Below are 26759 nucleotides of genomic sequence, written 5' to 3'. Positions count from 1 at the left end.
TACTATGCAAACCCTGCAATTGGGCCCATAATGCGCTTCTCACAAGATCCGTAGCCCAGGCGGCAGCCGCCGTTCTTCTGAAGTGCAAGCGTGTTCACTCAAATTGCGGCGTTCGCCATTCTCACCCTGTCTCTCCTGACCCTCAGCCGGTTGATTCTCGCGCTTTGGCTATGGCCGCGCGTACAGGCCGTGGGTGGATGGTCGCATATCTTCCTCTGGGGTTTGCGCATCGACCTGAATCAACTGGCCATGTGGGTGGGCATCCCGTTGCTCCTGGCGCCCTGGCTCGATGATCATCCCATGGCGCTGCTGCTGACCGGCCTGTGGCTGCAAGCGGTTTGGCTGCTGTTCGTGTTCATGGAAGCCGCCACATTGCCCTTCATTCGTGAATACGATACCCGCCCCAACTACATTTTCGTCAATTACCTGCGGTACCCCAAAGAGGTGTTCGGGATGCTGTGGAAAGGCTACAAGGGGCCGCTGGCGGTTGCTGGCTTGATGTTGCTGGTCGCCGCGTGGGTCGGGCATGCGGCGTTCGCCCATGTCCTGCCGTCTGCGCCGCTGGCATGGTATTGGGATGCGCTGCTGACCCTGGCATTTGCCGCAGTCATCTTTCTGTCCATTCGCGGCACGCTGGGTCATCGGCCCATCAACCCGGCCTCGGTAGCCTGGTGTGGTGATGGCCTGCTCAATACCCTGCCGCTGAATTCCCTCTACAGCGTACTGTTTGCGATTTATGCCAAAAAAAATGAGCGTTCGGCGGCGGATGTCTATGGGGACTTGCCGGTCGACGTCATGCTCGCCGAAGTCTGCCGTGCAGCGCACGTCGCCCGCGGGCCCGATGAGCGCCCGACATTGCACGTGCAGCAGGCAACGTGCGCCAGAGAACGTCCGCGCAACATCGTCCTCATTCTTGAAGAAAGCCTGGGGGCCCAATATGTAGGCAACCTGGGGGGCGCCGACTGCACGCCCAATCTGGATCGCCTGTCGCAACTGGGCTGGAATTTCACCCGTGCCTATGCCACAGGGACGCGCTCGGTACGTGGGCTGGAGGCCGTGGTGGCCGGTTTTCCGCCCACGCTGTCCGATGCGGCACCCCGGCTGGGCGGGGCGCAGAGCGGGTTTTTCACACTGGCCCAGCTGTTTCGCCGGCAGGGGTACCGGTCGCGCTTCATCTATGGGGGCGAGGCGCATTTCGACAACATGAAGAATTTTTTCCTGGGCAATGGCTTTGATGAACTCTACGACTTGCCCACATTCTCATCGCCGGCCTTTGTGGGCACCTGGGGGGCCAGTGATGAAGACATGTTCAACCGGCTGCATACCTTGCTCATGCGCCAGGATGAGCAGCCCACCCTGCATCTGGCCTTCACCGTCAGCAACCACTCGCCCTGGGAGTATCCCGCCGGGCGTATCGTGCCACAAGGTGATCCGGCCACTGTGCACAACACGGTGCGCTACGCAGACTGGGCCATCGGCCATTTCTTTGACCAGGCGCAATCAAGCCCCTACTGGGACGACACGGTGTTTCTGGTGGTGGCCGATCACGATTCGCGCGTGTGGGGGCCCACGCATATCCCATTGGCCCATTTTCATATCCCGGCCCTGATCCTGGGAGGCGGTATCATGCCGCGCCGCGATGATCGCATCATCAGCCAGATCGATCTGCCCACCACCCTGTTGTCGCTGGCCGGTTTGGGCGCAGCGCATCCCATGATCGGGCACGACCTGACGCAATCGGGCACGGGCGGTCGCGCCATGATGCAGTACGAAGACCGGTATGGCTATCTGCGCGGCGACGATCTGCTGGTGTTGCAGCCCGGGCGTGCGGCCAGTCAGTTCTGCTATACGGCACCGGATACCTACGTGCCGCAGCACCAGACCGATGCTGCGCTGGCCACCACCGCACTGGCACACGTTTTGTGGCCGAACTGGGCTTACAGGCATCAGGCCCACAGCGTTCCCTGATCATTTTTTTGCCATGGCGGGCAAACCCGTATGTGATCAGCACAATTTGCATGAGTCCACGGGTTGCCCCCTGACTTGTCCACAGTCTCTGGGGATAAGCCGGCATGGTTGCCGCACCATGCGACAGATGCCGTCCCGTCATGTCCCCGGGCTCGTTGCCTTGCCGGACCATAGGGCCTTTACCTGATCAATCGATGGCGCATCGCCTGTTATCATCCGGGCATTGTTCATCACTTGAATCAGAGGTGCAGGATCATGGAAGAACTTCGTACGTTCTGGGCTGGCATGCCTGGTGCAGGCGCGATTCTGGTGCACCTGGCCGTCACTTTGGTCATCCTGGTGGTCGGCTGGCTGGCCTCGAATTGGCTGGGGCGCTGGGCGCGTCTGATGGCCAAGCGGTCATCGTATGTCGATCCGACCATCGTGCCGATTCTGGTTGCGGTGGTCGTCTGGGCAGTGCGTGTGGTGGTGCTGCTGGCCGTGCTGGCGCGCCTGGGGGTCGAGACCACCAGTCTCATCGCGGTATTGGGTGCGTCCGCGCTGGCCATCGGCCTGGCCTTGCAGGGCACGCTCACCAATTTTGCGGCAGGCATCATGCTGCTGATCCTGCGGCCGATCCGCACGGGCGAGTTTGTCTCCATTGCCGGCCATGGCATGGGTACGGTCGATGAAATCAGCATTTTCATGACCCGGCTCGAACAGCTCGATGGCACATTTCTGCTGCTGCCCAATACGCTGGTCTGGGGTACGGCGGCCATCACCAACTACAGCCGCAATCCCACGCGCCGGATCGATCTCACCCTTGGGGTCCGTTACGACGATGACCTCGATCTCGCGCTGGCCACTCTCAAAAAACTGGCCGACGAGCACGAGCACGTTCTCGACGATCCCGCACCGCAGGTCATGGTCGAAAAATATGGCGACAGCGTCATCATGATCAATCTGCGGGCCTGGATGCGGTCGGCCGAATACTGGGATGCCTACTACGACCTCTATCGGCGTGCGCCTGAAGCGCTGCGCGAGGCCGGCATGCGGCCGCCCATCCCGCAACGGCAGGTACTCAGTTGACGGCTCGGGCCCGCCTGCCGTATCTTGCCCGCAGGGGGTGGCTGCAGGCGGGTCTGTGCTCATGATGCGCGCTGGCGGGTGTGCTCCGCAGTGCGGCGCGGCGTGCCTCGCAAAGCGCTGCCCGGCGTCGTCGGGCGCTCAATCCACCATGCGGTTCAGGCGCTCGGCATCCAGCGGATGCTGGCCATTGTCGACCCGCTGACCCAGTTCTTCCAGGGCGTGGCACAGGCGTTCGATGCGTGCATCCTGCCGGGCAGTGTGGTCGATCAATTCGTGCAGCACCCGGACCAGCGGGTCATCATCCGAACGGCCGACACCATACGGTGCAAAATCACTGCCAGCCGTGTCGACGGATGCACTGGCTGGCTGGCCTATGTCAGGTGGCAGGCCATCCGCGAATGGCGCCCCGATGGATTCCTGGGCAGCGGGCACGTCGCGTTGCAACAGTTCTTTCCATGGGCCGGCTTCCCATGGGGCCGGGCGGGCCTTTGAGCCCGCTGCCTCGCAGGGGCCGGGTACCCGGTCGTCCTGTTGTTCTTCACGGCCTTTGGGCAAAATGATGCGTGCCGGGTTGCCCACCGCAGTGGCGCCTGCGGGCACCGGCTTGATGACCACGGCATTCGAACCGACGCGGGCGTGAGCCCCTACGACGAAACCGCCCAGGATCTGCGCACCGGCCCCGACCACCACCCCTTCCTCCAGCGTCGGGTGACGCTTCTCTCCTTTGTAGAGTCTCGTGCCACCCAGGGTAACCCCCTGGTAAATGGTGCAATCGTCGCCCACCTCGGCCGTCTCGCCGATCACGACCCCGAAGCCGTGATCGATGAATACGCGCCGGCCGATGCGCGCACCGGGATGGATTTCGATGCCGGTCAGCAGGCGCCCCAGGTGCGACACGAAGCGGCCCGCCCAGTACCATCCGGCGCGCCACAGCCGATGCGCCAGACGATGGATGAGGATGGCGTGCAGCCCCGGATAGCAGGTGAGGATCTCGAAGCGGCTGCGCGCTGCTGGATCACGTTCGTGGATGCAGGCGATGTCTTCGCGTAGTTGCTGGAACATGAAAAATCGGCGCTCTTCTAGAAGGTATGGGTATCAATGTGTTCTGAACTGCTGCGTATCATGGCCGTGCACAGGCCACGCAGCATGTCGACTTCATCGATGCTGGGCTGCGCCCGTATCCATAGTTGGCGCATGCGTGGCAACAGCTTCTTGGGGTGGGCCGGATCCAGAAAGCCGGTGGCCCGCATGGCGCGTTCGAGGTGCTCGAGCAATGCGTCCACCTGCTGGTTGCTGGCCGGGTCGCTGCCCGGATCATGGCGGCCATGGGTGTCAGGCAGGCGCGCCTGGCCGGACAGTGGCAGCAGTGCATAGCGCAACTCCCAGGCGCACAGTTGCAGGGCCTGGGCCACGTTCAATGAGCTATAGGCCGGATTGGCCGGGATATGGCACGCGTACTGGCACAGGCCCATTTCGTCGTTGGACAGCCCGCTGCGTTCCGTGCCCAGCACCAGCGCCACACAACGGTGCGGTTTGGCCAGTTCGGATGCTGAAAGCCCGGCGGCCTCGCGGATGTCGCAGGCCTGTGGACCCAGGGCTCGCGGCCGCGCGGTCAGGGCAAAAGTGAGTGTGGCGGGCGCCAGTGCCTCGGCCAGTGTCGCATGGATCCGGGCCGTTTCGAGCAGGTCTCCAGCGCCACTGGCCAGTGCGATGGCTTCGGGATGATGGGCGGCTGCAGGGTCGCGCGGGGCGACCAGATGCAGGCTGCCAAAGCCCATGGTCTTCAGGGCACGGGCAGCCGAGCCGATGTTGCCGGGATGGCTGGGTCGCACCATGATGAAGCGCACCCGTGCGAAAACATCCGGAATGGCGGTCGGTGAATCGGAATATTCTTGCAGAGTCATTTAAAATGGCAGATTGTTGTCCGTGATCTTTGGAAAATTCTTTACCCATGCATCCAATGCTCAATACCGCCATCAAGGCGGCGCGCCGTGCCGGCACGATCATCAATCGTGCCAGTCTTGACCTCGAACGCCTGAACATTGCACGCAAGGGCCCCAGGGATTATGTCACCGAAGTCGATCGGGCGGCAGAAGACGCCATCATCGACATTTTACGCACGGCGTATCCGGATCATGGCATCCTGGCCGAAGAATCGGGCCTGCACCCGGCCGAGGGCCCCGTGCCTGAATTCCAGTGGGTCATCGATCCACTCGATGGCACCACCAATTTCATCCATGGTTTCGCGCATTACGCCGTGTCCATCGCCCTGATGCACAATGGCCAACCCATGCACGGCGTCATTTTCGATCCGACCCGCAATGAAATGTTCACCGCCAGTCGGGGCAGCGGGGCCTTCCTGAACGACCGCCGGGTGCGGGTATCGTCGTGCCATCGCTATGGCGATGCGCTGCTGGCCTCGCATGTACCTCGGTCTACGGCCTTGCCGGCTGATTCGCCGTTCTTCAGCCTGCTGGGCGACTGTGCCTCGGCGCGCCGCACCGGCTCGACTGTACTCGATCTGGCCTGGGTGGCGGGTGGGCGGCTCGATGGTTTTTGCGGCTCCGGGCTCAAGCCCTGGGACATGGCCGCAGGCAGCCTGCTGGTACTCGAGGCGGGTGGCCTGATGGGCGACTACGAAGGCGAGCAGGGCTGGATGCAGTCGGGCAATGTGCTGGCAGCCACCCCCAGGATCTTTGCGCGCTTCGTCCACTATCTGCAGGGCTGAGGGTGCCCATGGAATGGTTGCTGGATCCGGCAGCCTGGGTGGGCTTGCTCACCCTCATCGTTCTGGAGATCGTCCTTGGCATAGACAACCTGGTCTTCATCGCCATTCTGGTCGACAAACTGCCCCCCCGGGAACGCGACCACGCCCGAGTCGTGGGGTTGGGCCTGGCCTTGCTCATGCGTCTGGTCCTGCTCACCGTCATGTCCTGGCTGATCCACCTGACGACGCCCTGGCTGACCGTGGGCGGCTTCCAGTTCTCGGGGCGCGACCTGATCCTGATCGTGGGCGGCTTTTTCCTGCTGTTCAAGGGGACTTTCGAACTGCATGATCGCATCGAGGGGCGTACCCTGCATGCCACGGGGTCGCGCCTGCACGCCAGTTTCTGGGTGATCGTCACTCAGATCGTCATTCTCGATGCCGTGTTTTCGGTCGATTCGGTCATTACGGCGGTGGGCATGGTCGACCATCTGCCCATCATGATGGCCGCCGTCATCATTGCCATGGGCGTCATGTTGCTCGCCTCCAAACCGATCACGACCTTCGTCAATGCGCATCAGACGGTTGTCATACTGTGTCTGGGGTTTCTGCTCACCATCGGCTTTTCGCTGATGGCCGAAGGCTTCCAGTTTGCAGTGCCCAAGGGTTATCTGTACGCTGCAATCATTTTTTCGATATTGATCGAAACCCTCAACCAGTGGGCCCGTCGCAACCAGCAGCGAGCCGAGCAGCGCCGCCCGATGCGCGAGCGTACCGCAGAAGCCGTGCTGCTGATGCTGGGGCGCAGGCCGCTGGCCGGGCCCGAGCCCGAAACCGATGTCAACGTGAGCGAACCCGTGGAAGCCTTTGGCGTCGAAGAGCGCAACATGGTCAGCGGGGTGCTTACGCTGAGCGACCGCAACGTGCATTCGGTCATGACCCCGCGTACCGAGGTGTCATGGATCAACCTTGAAACCCCAGCCGATGAGTTGCGTGCGCAACTGATCCGCGAGCCACACAGTTTCTTTCCAGTGTGCCGCGGAACGCTCGATGAGGTGGTCGGAATCGGGCGCGCCAAAGAGCTTCTGCTCGACCTGATCGAACATGGCCAGATCCGCGAGACCCGCCTGCGCGAGCCCATCATCGTGCACGAGACCATCCAGATCCTGCAACTCATGGAGACCCTGAAGCGGGCTCACGGGCTGCTGGTGCTGGTGGCGGATGAATTTGGCTCGATCGTCGGCGTGGTCACGCCCATCGATATCTTCGAGGCGATTGCGGGTGAATTTCCCGACGAGGATGAGGCGCCCGACATCATCGTGCAGGGCGATGGCCGCTGGCGGGTGGATGGGGCCGCGGATCTGCATCATCTCGAGCAGATCCTGCACACCGACGGGCTGGTGGATGATGACGAAGAGTATTCCACCCTGGCCGGCTATCTGCTCGAGCGCTTCGGGCGCCTGCCCGAAGTGGGCGATCATTGCGAACTCACGCAGGACTGGGGCGGTTTCCGTTTCACCGTGGCGGCCATGGAAGGGCGCCGGATTGCTGCCGTGCAGATCGATCGGCTGTAGGGTGCTGCCTGGCTGGCCGAAGCAGGCCGCCAGGCAGGTGCCCGAGCCTGCGTTACGACACGCCCACGTGCAGCAGGGCCTTCAGGGGGCCAGCAGCACGGATGGCCTCGACCTGTTCAGCGTTGCGCGCATACAGGGTGCCGCCAAATGAAAGGGCATTGAGCGAGACCCCCGAAAAATGCTCGCGGCTGCGCAGCACCATCAGCAGCCAGCCGTCGTGGATCAGCAGATTGTGAGGCGCGAGCAGGCCGTGCTCGCCCGTCTCCAGATCCAGGATGTCGCGCGCCTGCTCATAGGCCTGCCGCATGGATTGGGCACTGGCATGCGGATCGACGCCTGCATGCGCCTGCACGGGCAGGAAGACATGGCGTATCGGCAATTGCGGATGGCGCAGCCCGGATGGTCCGCCTTCCGCAGCGGATTCGCGAACTGATGCGTCCAGGTCTCTGTCCCGCCCGGATGGGCCCGACAGGCCGGCCACCAGGGTGCTCAGCGTGGCATTGCCGGGCTCGGCCGGAACCCATTGCACATGCTTGTGGCGCTGGCTGGCGCCCGCCTCGGGGCCGCCGTTGTAGAAGCCCAGGCCCCCCGCCGTCGACAGCACCTGGGCCAGCGCCTGGAAATCCGACAGGTCCAGTGGTGTACGCTGTTCGGCGAAGGTCTTGCGCGCCAGCACCAGATGATGCATGCACACGGGAAATTTATTGAGGATGGCGACGTGCCCGTCGCCTACCGGGCCAACCAGCAGGGCAGGTTCCGGGTTCAGAAAGGGGTTGAAATCGGCATTGCGCGGCCCTCCGGGCAAGGTGACGGGAGCCGTGTCCTTGCGGGCCAGTGCAGCGACCCAGCGCACGATGAACGGCAGCCCGTCTTCTTCGATGACGGTCTGTTCGGCCTGGATGGGCTGCAGCGCGCCCGATTCCAGGGCGGATTGTGTGCGTGCCCGCACGGCCTGCATGAAGGCAGAAGGCATGGTGGGTTTCTCCTTGGGTTGCGTGGCTTCGTGCGCACGCTCTAAAACCCTCTTCGGTGAAGAGGTTTGCTGGCTTGCTGGTTGGCCGGCTCCTAAAATGTACCGCGACACAGAAAGGGGGTCCAGATCGATGACTGATGCAACACTGGTTGAGGGCGCGCGCGCCTTCGTCAAAAAAACAGTCCAGAGTCGGGCACGTGCGATTGACGAGACTGGCGAATTCCCTTCGGGATACTGGGAAGAATTGGCTGGGTGCGGGCTCACGGCCCTGGTGGTTCCAGGCGATCAGGCCGGCCTCGGGGTCGATCGCAGTACCTTTGCCGCCATTATCGAAACCGTGGGAGGCGCCTGCGCATCAACGGCCTGGGCGTTGCTGACGCATTCCACGGCGGCCGCAGGGATTGCAGCGCTGGGTACGGACGCGCAGAAGGCGCAGTATCTGCCAGCCCTCGCCACCGGGCAGGCGAAGGGGGCTTTTGCCGCGACCGAAACCGGTGGCGGCTCCAACCCCGGCAGCATCAGTACCCGTGCGCGTGCGCTCGACGATGGTTTCGTGCTCGATGGCGGAAAGTTCTTCATCAGCCAGGCGGGCGCAGCCGATGTCTATCTGGTGCTGGCACGCACGGCGGATGATCCAGGGCCTCAGGGGCTGAGCTGCTTCATACTGGAAAAATCGGATCGCGGGCTGTCCTTCGGGCGCCGCGAGGACACCATGGGGCTGCGGGGTGTTCAAGTGCGAGAGATGTTCATCGAGGATTGCCATGTGCCCGCTGGGCGTCTGCTTGGTGGTGTCGGGGGCGCCCAGGGTGTGCTGGCCGCTGCAGGCGGGGTCACCCTGGTCGGCTCGGGCGCAGCCGCTCTGGGGGTGGCGCAGGCGGCCTTCGATGCCACACTGCCGCATGTCCGCGAACGGCATGTGCTGGGCAAGCCCCTTGCGGCGCTGCCCGGCGTGCAGACACAGCTTGCGCAGGTTTTTTTGGACCTCGAGGCTGCACGGTCTGCGGTCGCACGCGGCCTGAGCTGGCTGGACGACAGTGCCAAGGGTCCGCCGCTGGTTTTGTGGCTCAGCAAGGTGGCCGCTGTCCGGGCCGCCCAGCGCGTTGCCGATGCCTGCCTCGCAGCCCATGGCGCGATCGGCTATTCCAGGGCGTTGCCGCTCGAGCGCCACGTTCGCGACCTGCGGGCCTTTGGCATCCATTGGGGCAACAACGAAGTGCTGATGGACACGATAGGCAAGATGCTCGTGGCTTGATCCGGCGTGTTGGTGGTCTTCACCACGAGGGGCTGTTCTTCGGCTTGTCGAAGGGGCGCGGGGTGCCGCTGTTGATGTGTGCTGGCACACTGGTGGCGCAGCAACCCGGGGTTTTCAAACTGAAACCTGGTCAGGCCCGGCCGATCACAGAACGCAAAAACGGCCCCTGATTGATCACAAAGGGCCGCGTTTACCGGGTTTGGCGGAGACGGAGGGATTCGAACCCTCGATGCGGGTATAAGCCGCATGCTCCCTTAGCAGGGGAGTACCTTCAACCACTCGGCCACGTCTCCGGCAAGCATGGCATTCTAGCACAGGTTGACTGGGCTGCCACAGGGCTCAGGCAGGCTCGCCGGCGGGCGCTTCGGCATCGAGTTCGAAGGCCTTGTGCAGGGCCCGGACGGCGAGTTCCATGTACTTGTCATTGATCAGCACCGAGGTCTTGATCTCGGAGGTGCTGATCATCTGGATGTTGATGCCTTCCTCGGCCAGGGTACGGAACATCAGGCTGGCCACGCCAACGTGGCTGCGCATGCCGATGCCGACGATGGACACTTTGGCCACCTTGTCATCGGAGACGATTTCCTCGGCGCCGACACTGGGCCCCACCTGATTCTTGAGCAGTTCGAGCGTCCGTGAAAAATCATTGCGGTTCACGGTGAAGGAAAAATCGGTCATGCCCTGCTGCGAAATATTCTGCAGGATCATGTCGACGTCGATATTGGCGGCTGCGACCGGGCCCAGGATGGAATAGGCCACGCCCGGGGTGTCGGGCACGTTGCGCAGGGTGATCTTGGCTTCGTCGCGGCTGAAGGCGATGCCGGAGACAACGGCGTTTTCCATTTTCTGGTCTTCCTCGAAAGTGATGAGCGTGCCTGCGTGCATTTCGGTATCGACCGGCAGCAGAGGGTCGGTCAGTGAAGACAGCACCCGCAGGGGGACCTGATATTTGCCTGCGAATTCCACCGAGCGGATCTGCAGCACCTTGGAGCCCAGCGAGGCGAGTTCGAGCATTTCCTCGAACGAGATCACGTTCATGCGGCGGGCCTCGGGCACCACACGCGGGTCGGTGGTGTAGACCCCGTCCACATCGGTGAAGATCAGGCATTCATCGGCCTGCATGGCGGCCGCGATGGCCACGGCCGAGGTGTCGGAGCCGCCGCGGCCCAGGGTGGTGATGTGGCCGGCCTCGTCCACGCCCTGAAAGCCTGTGACGATGACCACGCGGCCCGCTTCCAGGTCGGCGCGGATGCGAGCGTCGTCGATGGACTGGATACGGGCACGCGTGAACGCGCTGTCGGTGCGCACGGGAACCTGCCAGCCGGTGTAGCTGCGCGCAGCCACCCCCTGGCGCATCAAGGCCATGGCCAGCAGCGCACTGCTGGCCTGCTCGCCGGTTGCCGCGAGCATGTCGAGTTCGCGGGGATCGGGCTGCGGCGAGATTTCTTTGGCCAGGGCCAGCAGCCGGTTGGTTTCGCCGGCCATGGCTGACGGGACCACAACCACCTGATGCCCGGCCGCATGCCACTTGGCAACCCGACGGGCCACATTCTGGATGCGTTCTACGGACCCCATCGAGGTGCCGCCGTATTTCTGGACGATCAACATGGCGTCTGGACTCTGCTCAAAATGCCCGGCCAAAAATGATGGCCGGAAAAACCTGCTATTTTAGCGTGAATCGAAGAGCCTCACGCGGCCGCGCACCACGCGTATGACATGGCCTTCATGGGGCAGCGTGACCTGGCGATCATGCCCCAGGGCGTGCACGGTGCGCAGCTGGTGCAGCCAATCCCGCAAGCGCGCCGCAGTGGGCATGCGCAGGCCCTGTGCGTGCAGCCAGTGGCGCAGTACGGCCACCTGCTGCTCGGCCGAAAGTGCCCGCCAGGCTGCGAGCGAGAAGCCGCCGCCGTCCTCGTCTGGGTCCAGGGTCTGCAGTGCCTGGGCACCCGCCGCCGCCGCCCAGCGCTGCAGCGCCTGCGCCTGCTGGGCGTGGCGCCCGAGGGTAGTGCGCCATGCGGGCCAATGCCGGTCGAGTATGGGGGCGAGTTCGGTACGCAAGGCACCGCGTGCAAGATGCACGGCCTGGTTGCTTGGATCCTGCACGGGATGCCAGCGTGTGGCGGCGGCAAACCGGGGCACGCACGCCAGCACGCGTGTGCGCGGCTGGTTCAGCCATGGACGCAGCCAGTACAGGCCGTGGCGCTGCACTACAGGCGCCATTGCGGCCAGCCCTTCGGGGCCGGCGCCGCGCAGCAGGCGCAGGAGCACGGTCTCGGCCTGATCGTCCTGGTGATGGGCGAGCAGGATGTGGCCGATGCCGGCGCCGGCTGCCAGGTCGCGCAGTGCCGCGTAGCGTGCCGTGCGGGCAGCCGCTTCCAGGCCGCGCCCAGCCACGGTCACAGTCACCTTGCGGCTGTGGCAGCTGATCTGCAGCAGGCCGGCAAGATCGTGGGCATGCTGCAGCCAGGCATCGGCTTCGGCCTGCAGGCCATGGTGGACGTGCAGTGCGTGCAGCATGCAGCCCTGCACCTGCGCAATGTGAGCTGCATGGATGGCCAGCATGGCCGAATCCGGGCCGGCGCTCAGGGCAATGCCGACCGGGGCGCCTTGGGGCAACGGCTCCAGGGCTTGTTCGATGTCGCGCAGCAGAAGGGGGTCGCACGCGGGCAGGATCGCAGGGCTTGTGAAGCGTGCCGGGCCGTCTGGCGCCATGGCTGTCGCACCTGCTGCGGCATCGAGCCCGTGAACGGCTGTTTGGCGGCCTCGGGGCCCGGTGTTCATTTGGCTTCGGTGACCCGGCCAAAGTCGGCCAGCCGCTGGCGCCGCCTTTTGAGCAGCTCGGTGGTTTTCAGGCCCGAGAGCTCGCGCAATGCATCTGCCAGGGCGCGATGCAACTGGCGCGCCATGGTGGCCGGGTCGCGATGGGCGCCGCCCACGGGTTCGTTGATGACGCGATCGATCAGCCCCAGTTCTTTCAGGCGCGGTGCCGTGATTGCCAGCGCCTCGGCTGCCGTGGATGCCTTGTCGGCGCTGCGCCACAGTATGGAGGCGCAGCCCTCTGGCGAAATGACTGAATAGGTCGCGTACTGCAGCATCATCACCGTATCGCCCACCGCAATGGCCAGGGCACCACCGGAGCCCCCTTCGCCGATGATCGTGGCGATGATGGGCACCTTGAGCCCGGCCATGGCAAACAGATTGTGGCCGATGGCTTCGGACTGGCCGCGCTCTTCGGCGCCCACGCCCGGGTAGGCGCCTGGTGTGTCGATGAAGGTGAATACCGGCAGCTGGAATTTTTCGGCCAGTTGCATCAGGCGCAAGGCCTTGCGGTAGCCTTCGGGCAGGGGCATGCCAAAGTTGCGCCGGGCGCGTTCCTTGGTGTCGCGGCCTTTCTGGTGGCCGATCACCATGCAGGCCGTGCCGTTGAAGCGTGCGGGCCCACCCACGATGGACGAATCATCGGCATACATGCGGTCACCGTGCAGTTCGTGAAAATCGGTGAACAGTGCCTCGACGTAGTCGAGCGTATAGGGGCGCTGCGGATGGCGGGCCACGAGTGCCGTCTGCCAGGGGGTGAGCTTGGCGTAGATGCTCTTGGCCAGCGTCTGGCTTTTTTGCTGCAGGCGGCTGACCTCGTCGGAAATGTCGACGGCCGAATCCGCCTGTACGAAGCGCAATTCTTCAATTTTCTGGTCGAGTTCGGCCAAGGGCTGTTCGAATTCCAGGAAGGTGTTTCGCATGGGTTCAGGATATCAGGAGAATGGGGTATTCGGAGAACGTGGGGTAGTCAGGGAACGCCCGGTTATTCGGAGAGCGCTCAGTATTCGACTGCGCCCGCGTCGGCACTGCGCCACAGGTACCAGCTGGCTACTGTGCGCCAGGGAGCCCAGGCCTGGGCCACTTCACGGGCTTCGAAGCGCGATACCGGTTCGCCGCTGAAATAATGGGTGGAAATGGCCTTGAGCAGGGCGGTGTCCTCTACCGCCAGGATATCCGGCCGGCCCATGTGGAAGATGAGGAACAGGTCTGCCGACCGACGACCCACCCCGCGTATCGTGCACAGCTGTTGGACCACGGCGCCATCATCGAGCGCGCGCCACCAGGCGGGATCGAGCCGCGATGCATGTGAAAAGAACTGTGCCGCATCTTGCAGATACTGTGTCTTGCGCCTGGACAGGCCCAGCGCATGCAGTTCATTTTCGGTGCGCTCGAGGATGCAAGTGGGTTGCAGCGTGTTGTTGCACGCTTGCAGCAGGCTGCTCCACAGGCTGCGAGCCAGTGCAAGAGAAGCCTGCTGGCCGATCAGCACGCGCGCCAGGGTGCGAAATGGACAGGCCTGAAGGTGCAGGGTCTCGCCCTCGTACAAGGGGATGAGCTTGCGCAGGATGCGATCCCGCTGCATCAACTGCTCGCAGGCATCCAGCCAGTACGCAGCAGACTGCAAGGAGCGCGAGCTGGTATCCATCATGCCCTCCGCCAGCGGGTGCCTTCAGGGCCGTCGGCGAGCTCGACCCCGCCGGCCTGCAGTTCGGCCCGCAGCGCATCCGCGCGCGCGTAGTCGCGGGCGGCCTTGGCCAGACTGCGTTCGGCCACCAGCGCTTCGATGGCTGCGTTCGACAGGCCGGATGACGCATGGCCATCGGCAAGAAAGCGGCTGGGCGACTGCAGATAGACCTGCGGGTCGGTGTGCAGGAGGCCCAGTGCCTGCCCCAGTGCGCGCAACAGGCCGCTGGCCTGTGCGTCTGTGTCGCGATTGGCGCAGGCGGCGAGATCGAACAGTACGGCGATGGCTTCGGGTGTGTTGAAGTCATCGTCCATCGCCTGATGGAAACGCTGCGCAGCGGGTTCATTCCAGTTGATCTGAACGGCGGCCGGCGGCACATTGCGCAGCGCCTGATAGAGCCGGTCGAGTGCGCGCTGCGCATCGAGCAGGTTGGCCGGTGTGTAGTTCAGCTCGCTGCGATAATGGCTGCGCAGCAGAAAGAAGCGCAGCATTTCGGCTTCGCGGGGGTTTACCGTGTAATCCGCGCGGGTATCTTCGGCATCCAGCGCCAGCGTATCGCGTATGCGCTGAAAATTGCCGAGAGACTTGGACATTTTCTCGGTGTCCACCATCATGGGCCCGCAATGCATCCACGTGCCTGCCAGCGTGCCACCCCAGGCGCCTTCACTCTGGGCGATTTCGTTTTCGTGATGGGGGAACTTGAGATCTGGCCCGCCCCCATGAATATCGAGCGGCATGCCCAGCAGGGCATGGCTCATGGCAGAGCATTCGATGTGCCAGCCCGGGCGGCCCCGGCCGTACGGTGAGTCGAACTGGGCATCGGCGGGCTCATCGGGTTTGGCTGCCTTCCAGAGGGCGAAGTCGAGGGGATCCTGCTTGCCTGCCGAGACGGCGACCCGTTCACCAGCGCGCAGGTCATCCAGCGATTTGCCCGAGAGCTTGCCATAGCCCGGAAATTTGCGTACCGCGAAATTCATGTCGCCCTCGCTTCCGTGGTAGGCCAGGCCCCGTTCTTCGAGACGGGCGATCAGCGCGAGCATGCCCGTGACGTGCTCGGTGGCGCGGGGCTCGGCATCGGGTGCCTGCACGCCCAACGCCCGTTCGTCGGCGTGCATGGCGTCGATGAAGAATGCGGTGAGCTGGCGGATGGGGATGTTGCGCTCGACGGCGCGGCGGATGATCTTGTCATCGATGTCGGTGATGTTGCGCACATACTGTACCTGCCATCCCGAGGCCCGCAGCCAGCGCTGCACGACATCGAAGGCCACCAGCATGCGTGCATGGCCGAGATGGCAGAAGTCATATACCGTCATGCCGCATACGTACATGCGCACCACCCCGGGCTGTGCGGTCTGGAACGGGTTCTTGCGGCGGGTCAGGGTATCGTATATTTGCAGCATGGCAGAGGCGCAGCGGGCATCGACGGCACGGGCCGTGCCCAGCGATGTAAAATGAACTGATTAGTATACCGTCATGCCCTCGGGGTCCAGAACCTTTCTCTTCAGGTGCGTCCTACAGTGATACGTTCCCATATTCTTGCGTTGGTCTGCTGTGCCTGCCTGGCGCCGACTTCGGTGCTGTTCGCCCAGGGTACGGTGGCACCCCCCGATGGTCCGGTGGGGGGGCTCAACTATGATCCGCAGACTGGCGCGTTCACGCCGGTGCAGCCGCCCGACGGCGGCTGGCAGGGTCTGGCGCGCCTGCTCCAGCGTGCGGCGCCAGCCACCGATACGTCGGTACCCCTGTCGGCCGCGCAGTTCTCGGCCCATGTGGCCCGCCTCATCGATCAGGGCCAGGCCGGCGAGGCCCTCGAGCTCATCCAGTTGCGTCGCCAGGGGCTCGACCGGCAACAGGCGATCGGCACCGATGTCCAGTTGCGCTACCAGCAGGGCCGTGCACTGGCGGCGCTTGGGCAGCATCAGCAGGCGCAGGACATCTGGCAGCAAATGACCATCGACTACCCCGAACTGCCCGAACCCTGGAATGCGCTGGCCATCGAGTACGTACGCGAAGGGGCCCTGCTGCGTGCTCGCGAGGCTCTGGACATGGCGTTGGTGTCCGATCCAGACTTCGCGCCGGCGCTCGAGAACCTCGGTCATGTACAGATGCAGCTGGCCCAGGACGCATTTGCCCGGGCGCGCGCCGCAGATGGCCGGGCAGCCCGGCACGCTCCAGGATCCTGACACCCTTCGCCATGATGAAACCCCTTCCTTCACTACGCAATACTTTCATGCGCACCCCGCTGTCGGTGCGTTTCTGCAGCCTCGCCTGCGTCTTCATGCTGGCCGGTGGGCCAGTGGCCGCAGCCGATTCCACTACTTCTACGAAAGATCACCTCATGAGCTCACCCAAGGTCCAGCTGGCCACGAACAAAGGCACTCTTCTCATCGAACTGGATGCCGAAAAGGCACCGGCCACGGTCGAAAACTTTCTCACCTACGTCAAAGAAGGTTTTTACGATGGCACGGTCTTCCATCGAGTCATCGACAATTTCATGATCCAGGGCGGGGGCTTCGAGCCAGGCCTGAAGCAGAAAGAAACCCATGCCGCGATCAAGAACGAGGCCGACAATGGCCTGAAGAACGAACCCTACACCCTGGCCATGGCGCGCACGTCCGACCCGCACTCGGCCACGGCCCAGTTCTTCATCAACGTGGCCAGCAACGACTTCCTCAATTTCTCGGCGCCCACCTCGAACGGCTGGGGGTATGCCGTATTCGGGCGGGTCATCGAGGGCACCGAGGTCGTCGATGACATCAAGAAGGTCAAGACCGGCAACAAGGGCTTTCATCAAGACGTCCCGGTCGATGACGTCATCATAGAAAGCGCCACCCTCATCGACTGATTGAACACGCTCGTTCTGCCGGGCACGATCTGGCTGGCCGCCGACGTCCATCTGGGTGAGCACGGTCCGCAGACTGCCCGCGCGTTCAGCCGGTTTCTCCAGGCTGCCAGCGGGCAGGCCGATGCGCTGATCCTGTGTGGCGACCTTTTCGATGCCTGGATCGGCGACGATGACGCCCTGCGGTACCCGCCGGCCTGGTTGCAGGCGGCCGTGCAGGCCCTGCGCCAGGCCGCTGCGGCCGTGCCGCTCTACCTCATGCACGGGAACCGCGATTTTCTGATGGGGCCTGCGCTGGCCAGCTATCTGGGGGCACATCTGCTGGCGGCGCCACTGCGCCTGCAGACCGATGCAGGCCCGTTGCTGCTGGCTCACGGGGATGAATATTGCGTCGATGATGTCGGCTATCAACGCTTCAGGCGTATTGTGCGCCAGGCCTGGGTTCAGCGCCTGTTCCTGAAACTGCCGCTGGCCTGGCGGCGCGCCGCTGCACGGCAGGCCAGGCAGCGCAGCCAGAGGGCGCAGCGTGCGAAAACCATGCAGATCATGGACGTCAATCCCCGGGCGGTGAGCGCAGCACTGCGCATTGCGGGCTGCACCACGCTGGTGCACGGGCATACGCACCGGCCTGCCGTGCACCGGTTCGAGCTCGACGGCCAGCCCGCGCAGCGGCATGTCCTGCCCGACTGGATGCACGAACCACCCGGTCCGTCGCGCGGCGGCTGGATCACGATCGATGGGGGCGGTCTGACCCTCCATGCCAGCACCGGGCTCGAGGGCGCCTGATCAGGGGGTTGCCGTACCACCGCCGGAGTCTCACCAGGAAAGCGCTCCCGGGAAAGCGTCCCCCTGAAAGCGTTCCCCGGAAAGCACCCGGGGGCTTCGTGTCGGGGCCTGCCAAGCAGCCAAATCAGCGAAATCAGCGAAATCAGCGAAATCAGCCAAATCAGCGAAATCAGCCAAATCAGCCAAAGAACCAATAGCAGACGCCGATGGCCGCCAGCACGCCTGCCAGATCGGCCAGCAATGCGCAGCCCACGGCATGGCGGACCCGCTGGACGCCGACCGCCCCGAAGTACACGGCGAGCACGTAGAACGTGGTCTCCGTGCTGCCCTGGATGGTGGCCGACAGCAGCGCGGGGAAACTGTCAGGCCCGAAGTGCTGCATGGTTTCGATCATCATGGCCCGTGCAGCACTGCCCGAGAAGGGCTTGACCAGGGCGGTGGGCAGGGCATCGACAAAGCGGGTATCGAGCCCGGCCATCTGGGTCAGCCAGCGGATGGCATCGAGCATGCCATCCAGCGCCCCTGAAGCCCGCAATACGCCCACGGCGCACAGCATGGCAACCAGATAGGGGAGCAGGTCCTTGCAGACATCGAAGCCTTCACGGGCACCGGCAATGAAGCTTTCGTAGACCGGGATACGACGCCACAGGCCAGCCAGCAGGAAAACCACCAGCAGCCCGAACAGCACCAGATTGCCCAGCAAGGACGACAGGGCTGCCACGGCGGTGGCGCCAAGGCTCGCCAGCAGCGCCATGAAGCTGCCCAGCACCAATGCCGTACCGCCCAGCCACGCCAGCACCACAGGGTCGATCAGGCGCAGGCGCTGCACCAGGGCAACCGAAATCAGCCCTGCCAGGGTCGAAGCCGATGTCGCCAGCAGGATAGGCAAGAAGACCAGCGTTGGATCGGCCGCCCCCTGTTGCACCCGATACATGAAAATCGTCACCGGCAACAGGGTCAGGGAAGAGGCGTTCAGGACCAGGAACAGGATCTGCGCGTTGGTGGCGCTCTCCGGGTGCGGATTCAGGGTTTGCAGGGCCCGCATGGCGCGCAGGCCGATGGGGGTTGCGGCGTTGTCCAGCCCCAGTGCATTGGCGGCGTAATTCAGGGTGATCAGCCCCAGAGCCGGGTGGCCTGCGGGTACTTCGGGCATCAGGCGCGTGAACAGGGGGCCCAGCAGGCGCGCGAGGATACGGATCAGGCCCGCGTCTTCGGCGATCCGCAAAAAGCCCATCCAGAGTGTGAGCGTGCCGAACAGCAGCAGCATCAGCTGTACCGAGAGTTCGGCCATGCTGAACAGGCTGGCGATCAGGCGCGCGAACACATCGGCATCGCCCAGGGCGAGCCACTGGACGCCGGCGGCAACAGCGGCCACCATGAAAAACCCCAGCCACAATGCGTTCAACATGCACTGCTCTCAGAATGCAAGGAAATGCTCCCTGGGCTCATAGAGGGGATCCGGCCCGGGATGGTGGCGTGTGACCCAGGTGCCGTCATGGTCGAAGAAGACGAACATGAGTGAGTTCCAGACGTGATCCTGCCGGTAGCGATAGCTATATACCAGTTGGCGGTTCGATGGCAGCCCGACCGTATCGACGATGGCGGGCGGACCGAATTCGCAGCGCACCTGTGCCTGGGTCCATTGGCCGTCGTCCAGCTGGCTGAAATGCCGGTCGGTCAGCAGCGGTTCGATGCGCTGTACATTGCCCTGGGCGTCCAGCGTGGCGCCCCAGGCATATTGCCCGAAGGGTTGCTGGGACCAGACTACCCGTGGCTCGCCGCCGCGGCCGGTACACTGCAGGGTGGGCGGGCCGAACCGGGCCACCACCTGGGCCAGGGGGGTGCCGGGCGGGATGTCCGTCAGGTTGGCGCAGGCGGCCAGCGTCAGGGCTGACAACAGCGTGCAGATCATCAGGCACAATCGTTTCATCCCGCTATTAGACACCACAAGTACCGACTGTGGCAGGCGCAGGGCGGCCATCTGGCCGGCAATGATTGGGAGACTGGATCCGTGGCGTTCGATGAGGCTTTGTGGGCTGTATTCCAGGCGTGCCAGCAGGCGGGGGTCAGTTTCATTCTGCACCATGAACAAGGTCGCTGGCACGTCGAGTACCTTTCTACCGACGGATCGGCGCCTTTGTCGGCGCCCGTGTCAAGATCCTTGTCGGGCCTTTTGTCAGGGCCTTCGCGTGCAGCGGGCAAATCGGGGCGGCCCGAGTCGGGCTGGAACTGGACGGCCCGGAACACTGTGGCCGTGGTCGGGCCCGATGGCAGCGGCAAGACGACGCTCATCGATGCCGCGCTGGCTAGTCCGCTGGGACGGCATTACCGGTTCAAGCGCTTCAAGCGCTATTTTCGGCGGGTGTTGTTCCACGTGCGCAAGGGCACCGATCGCAATGATCTCGAAGAGCGCCTGCTCTGGTTGATCCTGCCACTGGCCTGGCTGACGTTTTCGCTGTCCAGGGGGCTGTTCGGGCCTGGTTCTCCCCTGGTTCTGGATCGCTATTTCTACGATTACTTCGCGCATCACCTGCGCGATCCCGCTCGGCCCATGGCACGGGTGGCCGGTTATGGCTTCTGGAGCGCTGTGACGCCGCGCCCCGCGCGGCTGGTCGTGGCGATGTCCCCGGCAGCGGTGGTTCATGCGCGCAAGGCCGAAATGACGGTCGATCACATTCAGGCCCTGTATCGCTTGTATTGTGAGCAGATCGCGCGGGCACGGGTGCCGCGCACGTTGTTCTGTCATACCGGGCTGGATCGGCAGGTGTCCAGTCAGCAGATGGTTGCGTTCCTGAGCTGAATCTGCCGCTGCTGGCAAGACGGGTAATCCATGGTGCGCGCAGTTTTTTTCCTAAAATGGGGGTTTTCCCATTGTTGTGGAGTTGTCATGCAGACTCAACCCGCGCTTGGCTTCGCGCTGGCGCTCACCCTTCTGGGCGGACTTGCGCCGGCGCATGCCGCCGAACCCATACGTATTGCCCACATCACGAGCATGAGCGGTGCCTTCACGGCCTATGGCGAGCAGTTGCAGCGCGGCCTCGAAATGGGCCTGCAGTACGCCACTGGGGGCCGCATGCAGGTGGCGGGCCGGCCCATAGCGCTGACCCTGAAGGATGATCAGATGGATCCGAACCGCGGCCGGGCCCTGGTCGAAGAAGCCTACGCCGAAGACGGGGTCGATCTGGTCGTCGGGCCCATGTCCTCCGGGGTGGCCGTTGCGGTCATGCCGCTGGCCGAAGAATATGGGCGCGTCATCATGCCCGAGGGCGTTGCCGATTCGATTACCGGAAAAGACTGGAACCGTCACGTGGTCCGTGTGGGCCAGAGTTCATCCATCTACGCCACGGCCAATGCCATTGCATCGACAGGGCCGGGCACCTGTGTGGCCACCATAGCCCAGGATTACGTGTTCGGGCGCGACAGCGTGGCTGTCTACAGGCAGGGGGCCCAGGCGCGCGGGGCGCAGGTCGTGCACGAAGAATACCTGCCATTCGACACGACAGACTTCACCGCGGCGGCCCAGCGCCTGTTCGATGCGCTGGGCCAGGCGGGCGAGTGCCCGGGGGGCAAGCTGATTTTCTCGATGTGGGCGGGCTCGAGCAACCCGATCGGGCGCATCAACGATCTGCATCCCGAACGGCTGGGCATTCGTCTGGCGGCGCCCGGCGACATGATGCCCATTCTGACCACGTACGCACCGTTCGATGGCATGGAAGGCGCCACCTATTACTACTACGAGTTGCCCGACAATCCGGTCAACGATGATTTTGTGCGTGATCATCAGCGGCTGTACGGGACGCCGCCGGATTACTTCACTGCGCAGGGATTTTCCCAGGGTATGGCCATCGTTGCGGCCCTCGAGAAGTCCGCCGGCTCGTCAGACGCTGAAGACCTGATTGCCGCGTTCGAAGGCCTGACATTCGATTCACCCAAGGGGCCGCAGACGATACGGCCAGCCGATCACCAGGCGCAGCAGGTCATGTACCATTTCAGGCTGCAGCCGCAGGAGCGTTCCGACTGGTTCGCAGGCCGTACCGTTCAGGCGGGCGTACCGCAATTGCTGGGGGTGATCCCGGTCGAGCAGTTGACGCTGCCGCCACAGAACGGAGATTGATCCGGTGCATCAGCATGTCGGGCGGCGCGCAGCCCTTCCCGCACGGGGCGGGCGGCCTGGCGACAGGGACCTGCTCGCCGTGCATGATCTGGCGGTATCCCTGGGCGAGCAGGTCATCATCGATGGGATCTCGCTCACTTTCGAGCAGGGCAGCCTCACGGCCATCGTGGGCCCGAATGGGGCCGGCAAGACGACTTTTTTCAATCTGCTTTCGGGGCAGTTGCAACCCGATCGCGGGGTGATCCGTCTGGCGGGTGCCGATATCACCCGCATGGGCATGCCGGAGCGTGCTCTGGCGGGCTTCGGACGCGTTTTCCAGATCAACCAGCTGTTTGCGGCGCTGACGGTTCTCGAGAACGTGACATTGGCGCTCACGGTTCGGGAGGGGCGGCTGGCCAGCCCCTGGCAGCGGGCCGACCAGCGTCATGACGTTCTGACGCGCGCCATGGCCTGTCTTGAACAGGTGCAACTGGCCGGGTTGGCGGCCCGGCCGGTACGGACCTTGACGCACGCTGCGCGCCGCAAGCTCGAGATGGCCCTGCTGCTGGCCCAGGATCCTGTCGTGTGTCTGCTCGATGAGCCGACAGCGGGCATGGCCGTGGAAGAAGTGCCGGCGATGCTCGATCTGGTTGCGCAATTGCATCAGAGTGCCGGGCGCGTCATTTTGCTGATCGAGCACAAGATGGACGTGATCCGCTCGCTCGCGCAACGCATCATCGTGTTGCATCAGGGGCGTGTGCTGGCCGATGACACGCCGGCACGCATCATGGCATCGGCAGATGTGCAGGCGGTGTATCTGGGTGAGCCCGGCGCATGAAACGCGGGCTGCGCATACGCTGGCCAGCAGCCCACCACCGGTTGCTGTGCCTGATCCTCCTGGCCGGGCTGCTCCTCATGGGGCTCAAGACCTGGCTGGTCCTGACGCTCAGTGGTCTGGCCATGGGCGCGATGCTGTTTCTGATGGCGTCCGGCATGACGCTGGCCTTCGGTCTGCTGCGGGTTCTCAATCTGGCCCATGGGGCGCTGATTTCCCTGGGCGCCTTTGCCGGTGCCGCCTGGTGGCTCGCGCACGCCCAGGCGCTCCCGCATGAAGCCTGGCGGCAGTGGCTGGCCCTGCTGCCGGCCATGTTGATCGCCATGGCGGTCGCCGGGCTGGTGGGGGCCCTGTTCGAACGTCTGGTGATACGTCCGGTGTATGGCGATTACCTGAAGCAGATGCTGGTTACGGTCGGCGGCGCAATCATTCTGGTGCAGTTGCTGCAGGGCATCTGGGGTGCCAGCCCGATCGCGGTGCCGCGCCCCGAGGTGCTGCGCGGCTCGCTAATAGTGCCGCAAGCCATCCCGTGGCTGGGCGGGCTGGCCCTGGAGAAGTTCCGCGTGCTGAGCGCTGCGTGTGGCCTGGTGATCTACGCGCTGGTGATCCATGGCCTGGAACACTCTGGCCTGGGCATCGTGATCCGGGCGGGGGTCGAAGATCGCGAAATGGTCGAGGCGCTGGGCCTGCGCATGACGCCGGTGTTTCTTGCGGTCTTCGTGCTGGGCGCCATGCTCGCAGGCCTGGGTGGCATGTTCTGGGGCTTCTACCAAGAGATGATCACTGCACACATGGGCGATGAACTGCTCATACTGGTGATCGTGGTGATCATCCTCGGCGGGCTTGGATCCGTGCGTGGCTGCCTCTATGGGGCCTTGATGGTCGGGCTGGTCAACCTCTATGTGGGTTATCTGCTGCCATCTCTGGCCTCCGTGGCTGTCGTGGGGCTCATGTTGGCGGTGCTCATGTGGCGCCCCTGGGGGCTCGTTCCCGTGGCCGAAGCACGGACCGGATGAGGAACATGGGGCAGAATGAGGAACATGGCATGATGGCCACCCTGGTTTCGGGGGATCTGCCCCGCAGTCGCTGGCTTGCGGGTGCATTGCTGCTCTTGCTGGCCTGCCTGGCGGGCGGCCCTTTCCTGTTTGCGGATGTGCGCGTGTTCACCCTGCTGGGCACGATGATGATCTTCATCCTCGTGGCCACGTCCTATGACCTGATGCTGGGTTATGTGCATATGGTCTCGTTTGCCCACATGCTGTTTTTTGCCCTGGGGGCCTATGGGGTGGCGCTGGCCACGCACTATCTGGGCCCCACGCTTGCAGCCGTGGCCGTCGGGCTGGGGCTCGCCCTGCTGTGCAGCCTCTTGCTGGCCCTCGTTCTAGGGGCACTGACCCTGCGCGTACAGGCCATTTTCTTCGCTCTGGCCACGCTGGCCGTTGCCTTTGCCTGCGTGCAACTGGTGCTGCAGGCCTATCCGCTGACAGGTGGGGTTGATGGTCTGCGCGTGCGTCTGCCTGCAGTGCTCGGGCCGGGGCACCGGCTCTTTCAGGACCGTCTGCCTGGGCTGGATCTGCCCCGCCTGCTGCGTGGGTTGTGGCTCGATCCGGCCGCGGCGTGGGAGCAGGCACGTTTCTCGTTGTACTTCACGGGGCGGCATCTGGTGTATTACGCAAGCTTCGTGCTGAGCCTGGCGGGGGTGCTGCTGCTTTTTCGTGTTGTGCGTTCATCGTTCGGCCGCGTGTTGCTGGCCATCCGGGAAAACGAGTTCCGGGCGCGCGCGCTGGGCTACCGGACGGTGGATTATCGCATTGCGGCAGTTGTTCTGGCGGGTCTGCTCACCTGTATTGCAGGCGCTGCATTTGCCTTGTTCAATCGCTATGTCAGCCCGGCCACCACCTTGAGCTTCGATCTGATGGTCTTCATTTTGCTCATCTGCGTGATTGGCGGCATGGGAACCCTCTATGGGGCTGTTCTGGGGGCCGCCGTGTTTCTGCTGGCCCAGGGATATTTGCAGGATGTGCTCACCATCGTCGTCGGGGTGGCGCCCGGGAGCCATCTCTGGGGCGCCCTGTTTGCACCGCAACGCTGGTTGCTGTGGCTTGGGGTACTGTTCGTGCTGTGCGTGTACTGGTTTCCCGACGGGATCGTCGGGCGCCTGCGGGCCGCAGCCCGTCAGGGCACGACTCGTCAAGAAGGGTGACGGCCATAGGGTGGTGGTCGTTCGGATATGGGTCGTGACAACGGTCATCATGGCCCCGGTCGGGCAGGGTCGCTGTGCCGTGGCCATCAGCCGTTGGGCAAGCCCTGCGAGATGCCGTCTGCGGGTTCAGCCGCCCAGCATCAACATGTACGCCGCCGTGCCGGCCACGATGCTCAGCAAGGTATGCTTCAGGCGCCATTGCAACAGCGCCACCATTGCCACGGCGGCCACTTCCGGCCATGGCAGACCGGGGTGGTTGTGTGCCTGGCCGGCAGCCGTGTCGATCAGCAGCAGCACCATGATGGCCATGGGCAGCGAACCCCCCAGCTTGTGGACCAGCGGGTGGTGGCGCAGCCAGTGGCCGGCCATGAAGGGCAGGGCACGCAGCAGCCCGGTGATCAGGGCCATCAGGCCAATCGCGGCCAATAGATAGAGCGGGTCATCCATAGCGGGTCATCGTTGTGTCTTCGGGTTCAGTCGTGCGGGGCCCTGGACCCGATGCCATGGCCTGGCCGCATGGCAACGGCCAGCAGGCTCAGGCCGATGGCAAGCGCCAGTGCCTGCGAGGGCAGAAGGGTTTGCGCAATGGCCCAGGCGACGAGCGCCACCCAGATCGGGAAGGCGTCCTGTCGGGCGCGCCATTGTTCGACTGCCAGAACGGCAAACAGGGCGGCCAGCACGAAATCCAGCCCATTCAATTCCCAGTGGGCCTGGCCGCCCAGCACGGCCCCCAGCGTGGTACCCAGAATCCACCAGCCCTGGTTCAGCACGCTGAGCAGCATTATGCGCTGCCTGCGCTGTTCCGCAGGCAGGGCTGTCAGCACCGAGTAGGTTTCGTCAGTCAGGGAAAAAATCACGTACCAGCGTTGCCAGCGCACTGCAGGCAGGGTGTTCAACAGCGACAGGCCATAGAAGACATGGCGCAGGTTCAGCACCAGCGTGGCCAGCCCGATGGTACTCAGTGGCAGGCCGGCAGCGAGCATGGGCACCATCATGAATTGTGCCGCACCCGCGTAGATCAATGCGCTCGCTGCCACAGCCAGCCAGGCTGGCCCGCCAGCCTGCACGAACAGAAAGCCGCATATGGCGCCCAGCGGGATATAGCCCATGGCCACGGGCGCCGTCAGGCTGGCCAGCGACAGCGTTCGGGATGGTTGCTTCATTGCCATTGGATCCCTGTCTGGCCGTGCGCCTGGAGCCAGTCGTTGGCCTGCCGGAAATGCCCGCAGCCCTGGAAGGGGCGCGGTGGACGTTGCGCCGAGAGGGGGGATGGATGGTTGGCCAGCAGCACGTGGACCGGCCCAACCGGTGGTTGAAGCTCCAGCAGGGCCCGTCGGGCCTGGGCATGGCTGCCCCAGAGCATCAGGACTTTGGGGCGTGGCGTCTGCAGGACGCGCATGATGAGCGCGTCGGTGATGTGCTCCCAGCCCTTGCGGGCGTGCGAAGCGGGTTTTCGGGCTTCGACGGTCAGTGTCGTGTTGAGCAGCAGCACGCCTTGCCGCGCCCAGCGAACCAGACTGTTCCTGGGCTGTGTTGCGGGGGGGCCATATTCCTGGCCCAGTTCCCTGAAAATGTTGCGCAGGCTGGGGGGTGCCGGGCAGAAATTCGGCACTGAAAACGCCAGGCCCTGTGCCTGGTTGGGGCCATGGTAGGGGTCCTGCCCGACGATCACCACCTGCACGTCTTCAGGGGCAGTCTCCAGCAGCGCCCTGAAAGGCCGCAAGGGAAAGATGACGGCACCCTGGTCGAGCCGTTCGCGCAGCATGCCATCGAGCTCGAGCAGCTGCCTGTGCAGATGCGGGGCCTGCAGCACGGCCTGCCAGGCGGGCGGCAGGGCCGCCACCTGATCGAACAGCGAGCCTTGATAGGCGTTCTGGATCGTCTCTGGAGACTGCATGAAGGGCATGGGTGGACGTGTCGGGTTTTCCATTACACTGAACGGTATCACATCGGGAAT

Annotated in this window: 26 protein-coding genes and 1 tRNA gene; 13 read left to right on the top strand and 14 right to left on the bottom strand. The window is 64.1% G+C overall.

The window, feature by feature from the left end; genetic code table 11:
* Positions 1-90: 90 nt before the first annotated feature.
* Positions 91-1968 (top strand): LTA synthase family protein, encoded by a 1878-nt coding sequence (locus tag WCY17_RS01780; protein WP_372700447.1) that lies wholly within the window; start codon positions 91-93, stop codon positions 1966-1968.
* A 252-nt stretch (positions 1969-2220) separates the two neighbouring features.
* Positions 2221-3036 (top strand): mechanosensitive ion channel family protein, encoded by an 816-nt coding sequence (locus WCY17_RS01775; RefSeq protein ID WP_372700486.1) that lies wholly within the window; start codon positions 2221-2223, stop codon positions 3034-3036.
* 138 nt (positions 3037-3174) lie between these two features.
* Here WCY17_RS01775 and cysE read toward each other — a convergent pair whose 3' ends face one another.
* On the bottom strand, positions 3175-4098 hold the full coding sequence (gene cysE / locus WCY17_RS01770; protein ID WP_372700446.1) for a serine O-acetyltransferase: 924 nt from the start codon (positions 4096-4098) through the stop codon (positions 3175-3177).
* 17 nt (positions 4099-4115) lie between these two features.
* Positions 4116-4940, bottom strand: a complete 825-nt coding sequence (locus WCY17_RS01765) for an RNA methyltransferase (RefSeq protein ID WP_372700445.1) — start codon at positions 4938-4940, stop codon at positions 4116-4118.
* Positions 4941-4987: 47 nt separating this feature from the next.
* On the opposite strand from WCY17_RS01765, the gene WCY17_RS01760 reads away from it, so the two are divergent.
* Positions 4988-5764 carry an inositol monophosphatase family protein gene (locus WCY17_RS01760; RefSeq protein ID WP_372700444.1) on the top strand — a complete coding sequence of 259 codons (777 nt, stop codon included), beginning with the start codon at positions 4988-4990 and terminating at the stop codon, positions 5762-5764.
* Positions 5765-5772: 8 nt separating this feature from the next.
* Positions 5773-7314: a TerC family protein gene (locus WCY17_RS01755; protein ID WP_372700443.1), complete on the top strand. Its 1542-nt coding sequence runs from the start codon at positions 5773-5775 to the stop codon at positions 7312-7314.
* A 52-nt stretch (positions 7315-7366) separates the two neighbouring features.
* Here the strand turns inward: WCY17_RS01755 and WCY17_RS01750 are convergent, their stop codons facing one another.
* Positions 7367-8287 (bottom strand): phosphorylase, encoded by a 921-nt coding sequence (locus tag WCY17_RS01750; protein ID WP_372700442.1) that lies wholly within the window; start codon positions 8285-8287, stop codon positions 7367-7369.
* Positions 8288-8417: 130 nt separating this feature from the next.
* Here WCY17_RS01750 and WCY17_RS01745 point away from each other — a divergent pair, with 130 nt between their 5' ends.
* A complete protein-coding gene (locus WCY17_RS01745) occupies positions 8418-9539 on the top strand; it encodes an acyl-CoA dehydrogenase family protein (RefSeq protein ID WP_372700441.1) in 1122 nt (373 codons plus the stop codon).
* 200 nt (positions 9540-9739) lie between these two features.
* Here WCY17_RS01745 and WCY17_RS01740 read toward each other — a convergent pair.
* From WCY17_RS01740 to cysS, 6 genes are all read right to left on the bottom strand, one after another.
* Positions 9740-9832, bottom strand: a tRNA-Ser gene (locus tag WCY17_RS01740).
* Positions 9833-9878: 46 nt separating this feature from the next.
* Positions 9879-11147 carry an aspartate kinase gene (locus tag WCY17_RS01735; RefSeq protein WP_372700440.1) on the bottom strand — a complete coding sequence of 423 codons (1269 nt, stop codon included), beginning with the start codon at positions 11145-11147 and terminating at the stop codon, positions 9879-9881.
* Positions 11148-11207: 60 nt separating this feature from the next.
* The gene (gene tilS / locus WCY17_RS01730; RefSeq protein ID WP_372700439.1) at positions 11208-12251 is read right to left on the bottom strand and encodes a tRNA lysidine(34) synthetase TilS; all 1044 of its coding nucleotides are present in this window, start codon (positions 12249-12251) and stop codon (positions 11208-11210) included.
* Between the two features lie 65 nt (positions 12252-12316).
* On the bottom strand, positions 12317-13279 hold the full coding sequence (locus WCY17_RS01725; RefSeq protein WP_372700438.1) for an acetyl-CoA carboxylase carboxyltransferase subunit alpha: 963 nt from the start codon (positions 13277-13279) through the stop codon (positions 12317-12319).
* 77 nt (positions 13280-13356) lie between these two features.
* On the bottom strand, positions 13357-14007 hold the full coding sequence (locus WCY17_RS01720; RefSeq protein WP_372700437.1) for a DNA-3-methyladenine glycosylase: 651 nt from the start codon (positions 14005-14007) through the stop codon (positions 13357-13359).
* Positions 14004-15443 (bottom strand): cysteine--tRNA ligase, encoded by a 1440-nt coding sequence (gene cysS / locus WCY17_RS01715; protein WP_372700436.1) that lies wholly within the window; start codon positions 15441-15443, stop codon positions 14004-14006. The genes WCY17_RS01720 and cysS overlap by 4 nt, the downstream gene beginning before the upstream one ends.
* Positions 15444-15560: 117 nt before the next feature.
* On the opposite strand from cysS, the gene WCY17_RS01710 reads away from it, so the two are divergent.
* The 3 genes from WCY17_RS01710 to WCY17_RS01700 all read left to right on the top strand — a co-directional run bounded on the left by WCY17_RS01710 (position 15561) and on the right by WCY17_RS01700 (position 17671).
* Positions 15561-16226 carry a hypothetical protein gene (locus WCY17_RS01710; RefSeq protein WP_372700435.1) on the top strand — a complete coding sequence of 222 codons (666 nt, stop codon included), beginning with the start codon at positions 15561-15563 and terminating at the stop codon, positions 16224-16226.
* Positions 16227-16381: 155 nt separating this feature from the next.
* Positions 16382-16888 carry a peptidylprolyl isomerase gene (locus WCY17_RS01705; RefSeq protein ID WP_372700485.1) on the top strand — a complete coding sequence of 169 codons (507 nt, stop codon included), beginning with the start codon at positions 16382-16384 and terminating at the stop codon, positions 16886-16888.
* Entirely contained in the window at positions 16889-17671 is a 783-nt protein-coding gene (locus tag WCY17_RS01700; RefSeq protein ID WP_372700434.1) for a UDP-2,3-diacylglucosamine diphosphatase, read from the top strand.
* Between the two features lie 178 nt (positions 17672-17849).
* Here the strand turns inward: WCY17_RS01700 and WCY17_RS01695 are convergent, their stop codons facing one another.
* Positions 17850-19079 carry a nucleoside recognition domain-containing protein gene (locus tag WCY17_RS01695; RefSeq protein WP_372700433.1) on the bottom strand — a complete coding sequence of 410 codons (1230 nt, stop codon included), beginning with the start codon at positions 19077-19079 and terminating at the stop codon, positions 17850-17852.
* Positions 19080-19088: 9 nt separating this feature from the next.
* A complete protein-coding gene (locus WCY17_RS01690) occupies positions 19089-19757 on the bottom strand; it encodes a hypothetical protein (protein ID WP_372700432.1) in 669 nt (222 codons plus the stop codon).
* Between the two features lie 63 nt (positions 19758-19820).
* Between WCY17_RS01690 and WCY17_RS01685 the strand changes: the two genes are divergently transcribed.
* From WCY17_RS01685 to WCY17_RS01665, 5 genes are all read left to right on the top strand, one after another.
* Positions 19821-20471 carry a hypothetical protein gene (locus WCY17_RS01685; RefSeq protein WP_372700431.1) on the top strand — a complete coding sequence of 217 codons (651 nt, stop codon included), beginning with the start codon at positions 19821-19823 and terminating at the stop codon, positions 20469-20471.
* Positions 20472-20558: 87 nt separating this feature from the next.
* A complete protein-coding gene (locus tag WCY17_RS01680; protein ID WP_372700430.1) occupies positions 20559-21785 on the top strand; it encodes a substrate-binding domain-containing protein in 1227 nt (408 codons plus the stop codon).
* A gap of 4 nt (positions 21786-21789) precedes the next feature.
* Complete coding sequence (locus tag WCY17_RS01675; protein WP_372700429.1) at positions 21790-22602, top strand: ABC transporter ATP-binding protein; 813 nt, start codon at positions 21790-21792, stop codon at positions 22600-22602.
* Entirely contained in the window at positions 22599-23615 is a 1017-nt protein-coding gene (locus WCY17_RS01670) for a branched-chain amino acid ABC transporter permease (protein WP_372700428.1), read from the top strand. The genes WCY17_RS01675 and WCY17_RS01670 overlap by 4 nt, the downstream gene beginning before the upstream one ends.
* 29 nt (positions 23616-23644) lie before the next feature.
* On the top strand, positions 23645-24802 hold the full coding sequence (locus WCY17_RS01665) for a branched-chain amino acid ABC transporter permease (RefSeq protein ID WP_372700427.1): 1158 nt from the start codon (positions 23645-23647) through the stop codon (positions 24800-24802).
* Positions 24803-24928: 126 nt separating this feature from the next.
* Here the strand turns inward: WCY17_RS01665 and WCY17_RS01660 are convergent, their stop codons facing one another.
* From WCY17_RS01660 to WCY17_RS01650, 3 genes are read right to left on the bottom strand one after another with little or no spacing between them, the layout of a single operon-like run.
* Positions 24929-25249 carry a branched-chain amino acid transporter permease gene (locus tag WCY17_RS01660; RefSeq protein ID WP_372700426.1) on the bottom strand — a complete coding sequence of 107 codons (321 nt, stop codon included), beginning with the start codon at positions 25247-25249 and terminating at the stop codon, positions 24929-24931.
* A gap of 26 nt (positions 25250-25275) precedes the next feature.
* Positions 25276-25965 (bottom strand): AzlC family ABC transporter permease, encoded by a 690-nt coding sequence (locus WCY17_RS01655; RefSeq protein WP_372700425.1) that lies wholly within the window; start codon positions 25963-25965, stop codon positions 25276-25278.
* Positions 25962-26699 carry a uracil-DNA glycosylase gene (locus WCY17_RS01650; RefSeq protein WP_372700424.1) on the bottom strand — a complete coding sequence of 246 codons (738 nt, stop codon included), beginning with the start codon at positions 26697-26699 and terminating at the stop codon, positions 25962-25964. The genes WCY17_RS01655 and WCY17_RS01650 overlap by 4 nt, the downstream gene beginning before the upstream one ends.
* Positions 26700-26759 lie beyond the last annotated feature (60 nt).

This window comes from Castellaniella sp. (genome assembly GCF_041677825.1).
Classification (GTDB): Bacteria; Pseudomonadota; Gammaproteobacteria; order Burkholderiales; family Burkholderiaceae_B; genus Castellaniella.
This window is presented reverse-complemented; position numbering and strand designations above follow the sequence as displayed.

Bases quoted from the DNA above. Each gene is read 5' to 3' on its own strand.
- cysS (WP_372700436.1), bottom strand. From the start codon at position 15,443: ATGCTGCAAATATACGATACCCTGACCCGCCGCAAGAACCCGTTCCAG.
- WCY17_RS01695 (WP_372700433.1), bottom strand. From the start codon at position 19,079: ATGTTGAACGCATTGTGGCTGGGGTTTTTCATGGTGGCCGCTGTTGCC.
- WCY17_RS01680 (WP_372700430.1), top strand. From the start codon at position 20,559: ATGCAGACTCAACCCGCGCTTGGCTTCGCGCTGGCGCTCACCCTTCTG.
- cysE (WP_372700446.1), bottom strand. From the start codon at position 4,098: ATGTTCCAGCAACTACGCGAAGACATCGCCTGCATCCACGAACGTGAT.
- tilS (WP_372700439.1), bottom strand. From the start codon at position 12,251: ATGGCGCCAGACGGCCCGGCACGCTTCACAAGCCCTGCGATCCTGCCC.
- WCY17_RS01755 (WP_372700443.1), top strand. From the start codon at position 5,773: ATGGAATGGTTGCTGGATCCGGCAGCCTGGGTGGGCTTGCTCACCCTC.
- WCY17_RS01650 (WP_372700424.1), bottom strand. From the start codon at position 26,699: ATGCAGTCTCCAGAGACGATCCAGAACGCCTATCAAGGCTCGCTGTTC.
- WCY17_RS01735 (WP_372700440.1), bottom strand. From the start codon at position 11,147: ATGTTGATCGTCCAGAAATACGGCGGCACCTCGATGGGGTCCGTAGAA.
- WCY17_RS01725 (WP_372700438.1), bottom strand. From the start codon at position 13,279: ATGCGAAACACCTTCCTGGAATTCGAACAGCCCTTGGCCGAACTCGAC.
- WCY17_RS01690 (WP_372700432.1), bottom strand. From the start codon at position 19,757: ATGGTGCAGAATGAAACTGACCCCCGCCTGCTGGCACGCCTGGAATAC.
- WCY17_RS01765 (WP_372700445.1), bottom strand. From the start codon at position 4,940: ATGACTCTGCAAGAATATTCCGATTCACCGACCGCCATTCCGGATGTT.
- WCY17_RS01720 (WP_372700437.1), bottom strand. From the start codon at position 14,007: ATGATGGATACCAGCTCGCGCTCCTTGCAGTCTGCTGCGTACTGGCTG.
- WCY17_RS01660 (WP_372700426.1), bottom strand. From the start codon at position 25,249: ATGGATGACCCGCTCTATCTATTGGCCGCGATTGGCCTGATGGCCCTG.
- WCY17_RS01750 (WP_372700442.1), bottom strand. From the start codon at position 8,287: ATGCCTTCTGCCTTCATGCAGGCCGTGCGGGCACGCACACAATCCGCC.
- WCY17_RS01745 (WP_372700441.1), top strand. From the start codon at position 8,418: ATGACTGATGCAACACTGGTTGAGGGCGCGCGCGCCTTCGTCAAAAAA.
- WCY17_RS01670 (WP_372700428.1), top strand. From the start codon at position 22,599: ATGAAACGCGGGCTGCGCATACGCTGGCCAGCAGCCCACCACCGGTTG.
- WCY17_RS01655 (WP_372700425.1), bottom strand. From the start codon at position 25,965: ATGAAGCAACCATCCCGAACGCTGTCGCTGGCCAGCCTGACGGCGCCC.
- WCY17_RS01665 (WP_372700427.1), top strand. From the start codon at position 23,645: ATGATGGCCACCCTGGTTTCGGGGGATCTGCCCCGCAGTCGCTGGCTT.
- WCY17_RS01705 (WP_372700485.1), top strand. From the start codon at position 16,382: ATGAGCTCACCCAAGGTCCAGCTGGCCACGAACAAAGGCACTCTTCTC.
- WCY17_RS01760 (WP_372700444.1), top strand. From the start codon at position 4,988: ATGCATCCAATGCTCAATACCGCCATCAAGGCGGCGCGCCGTGCCGGC.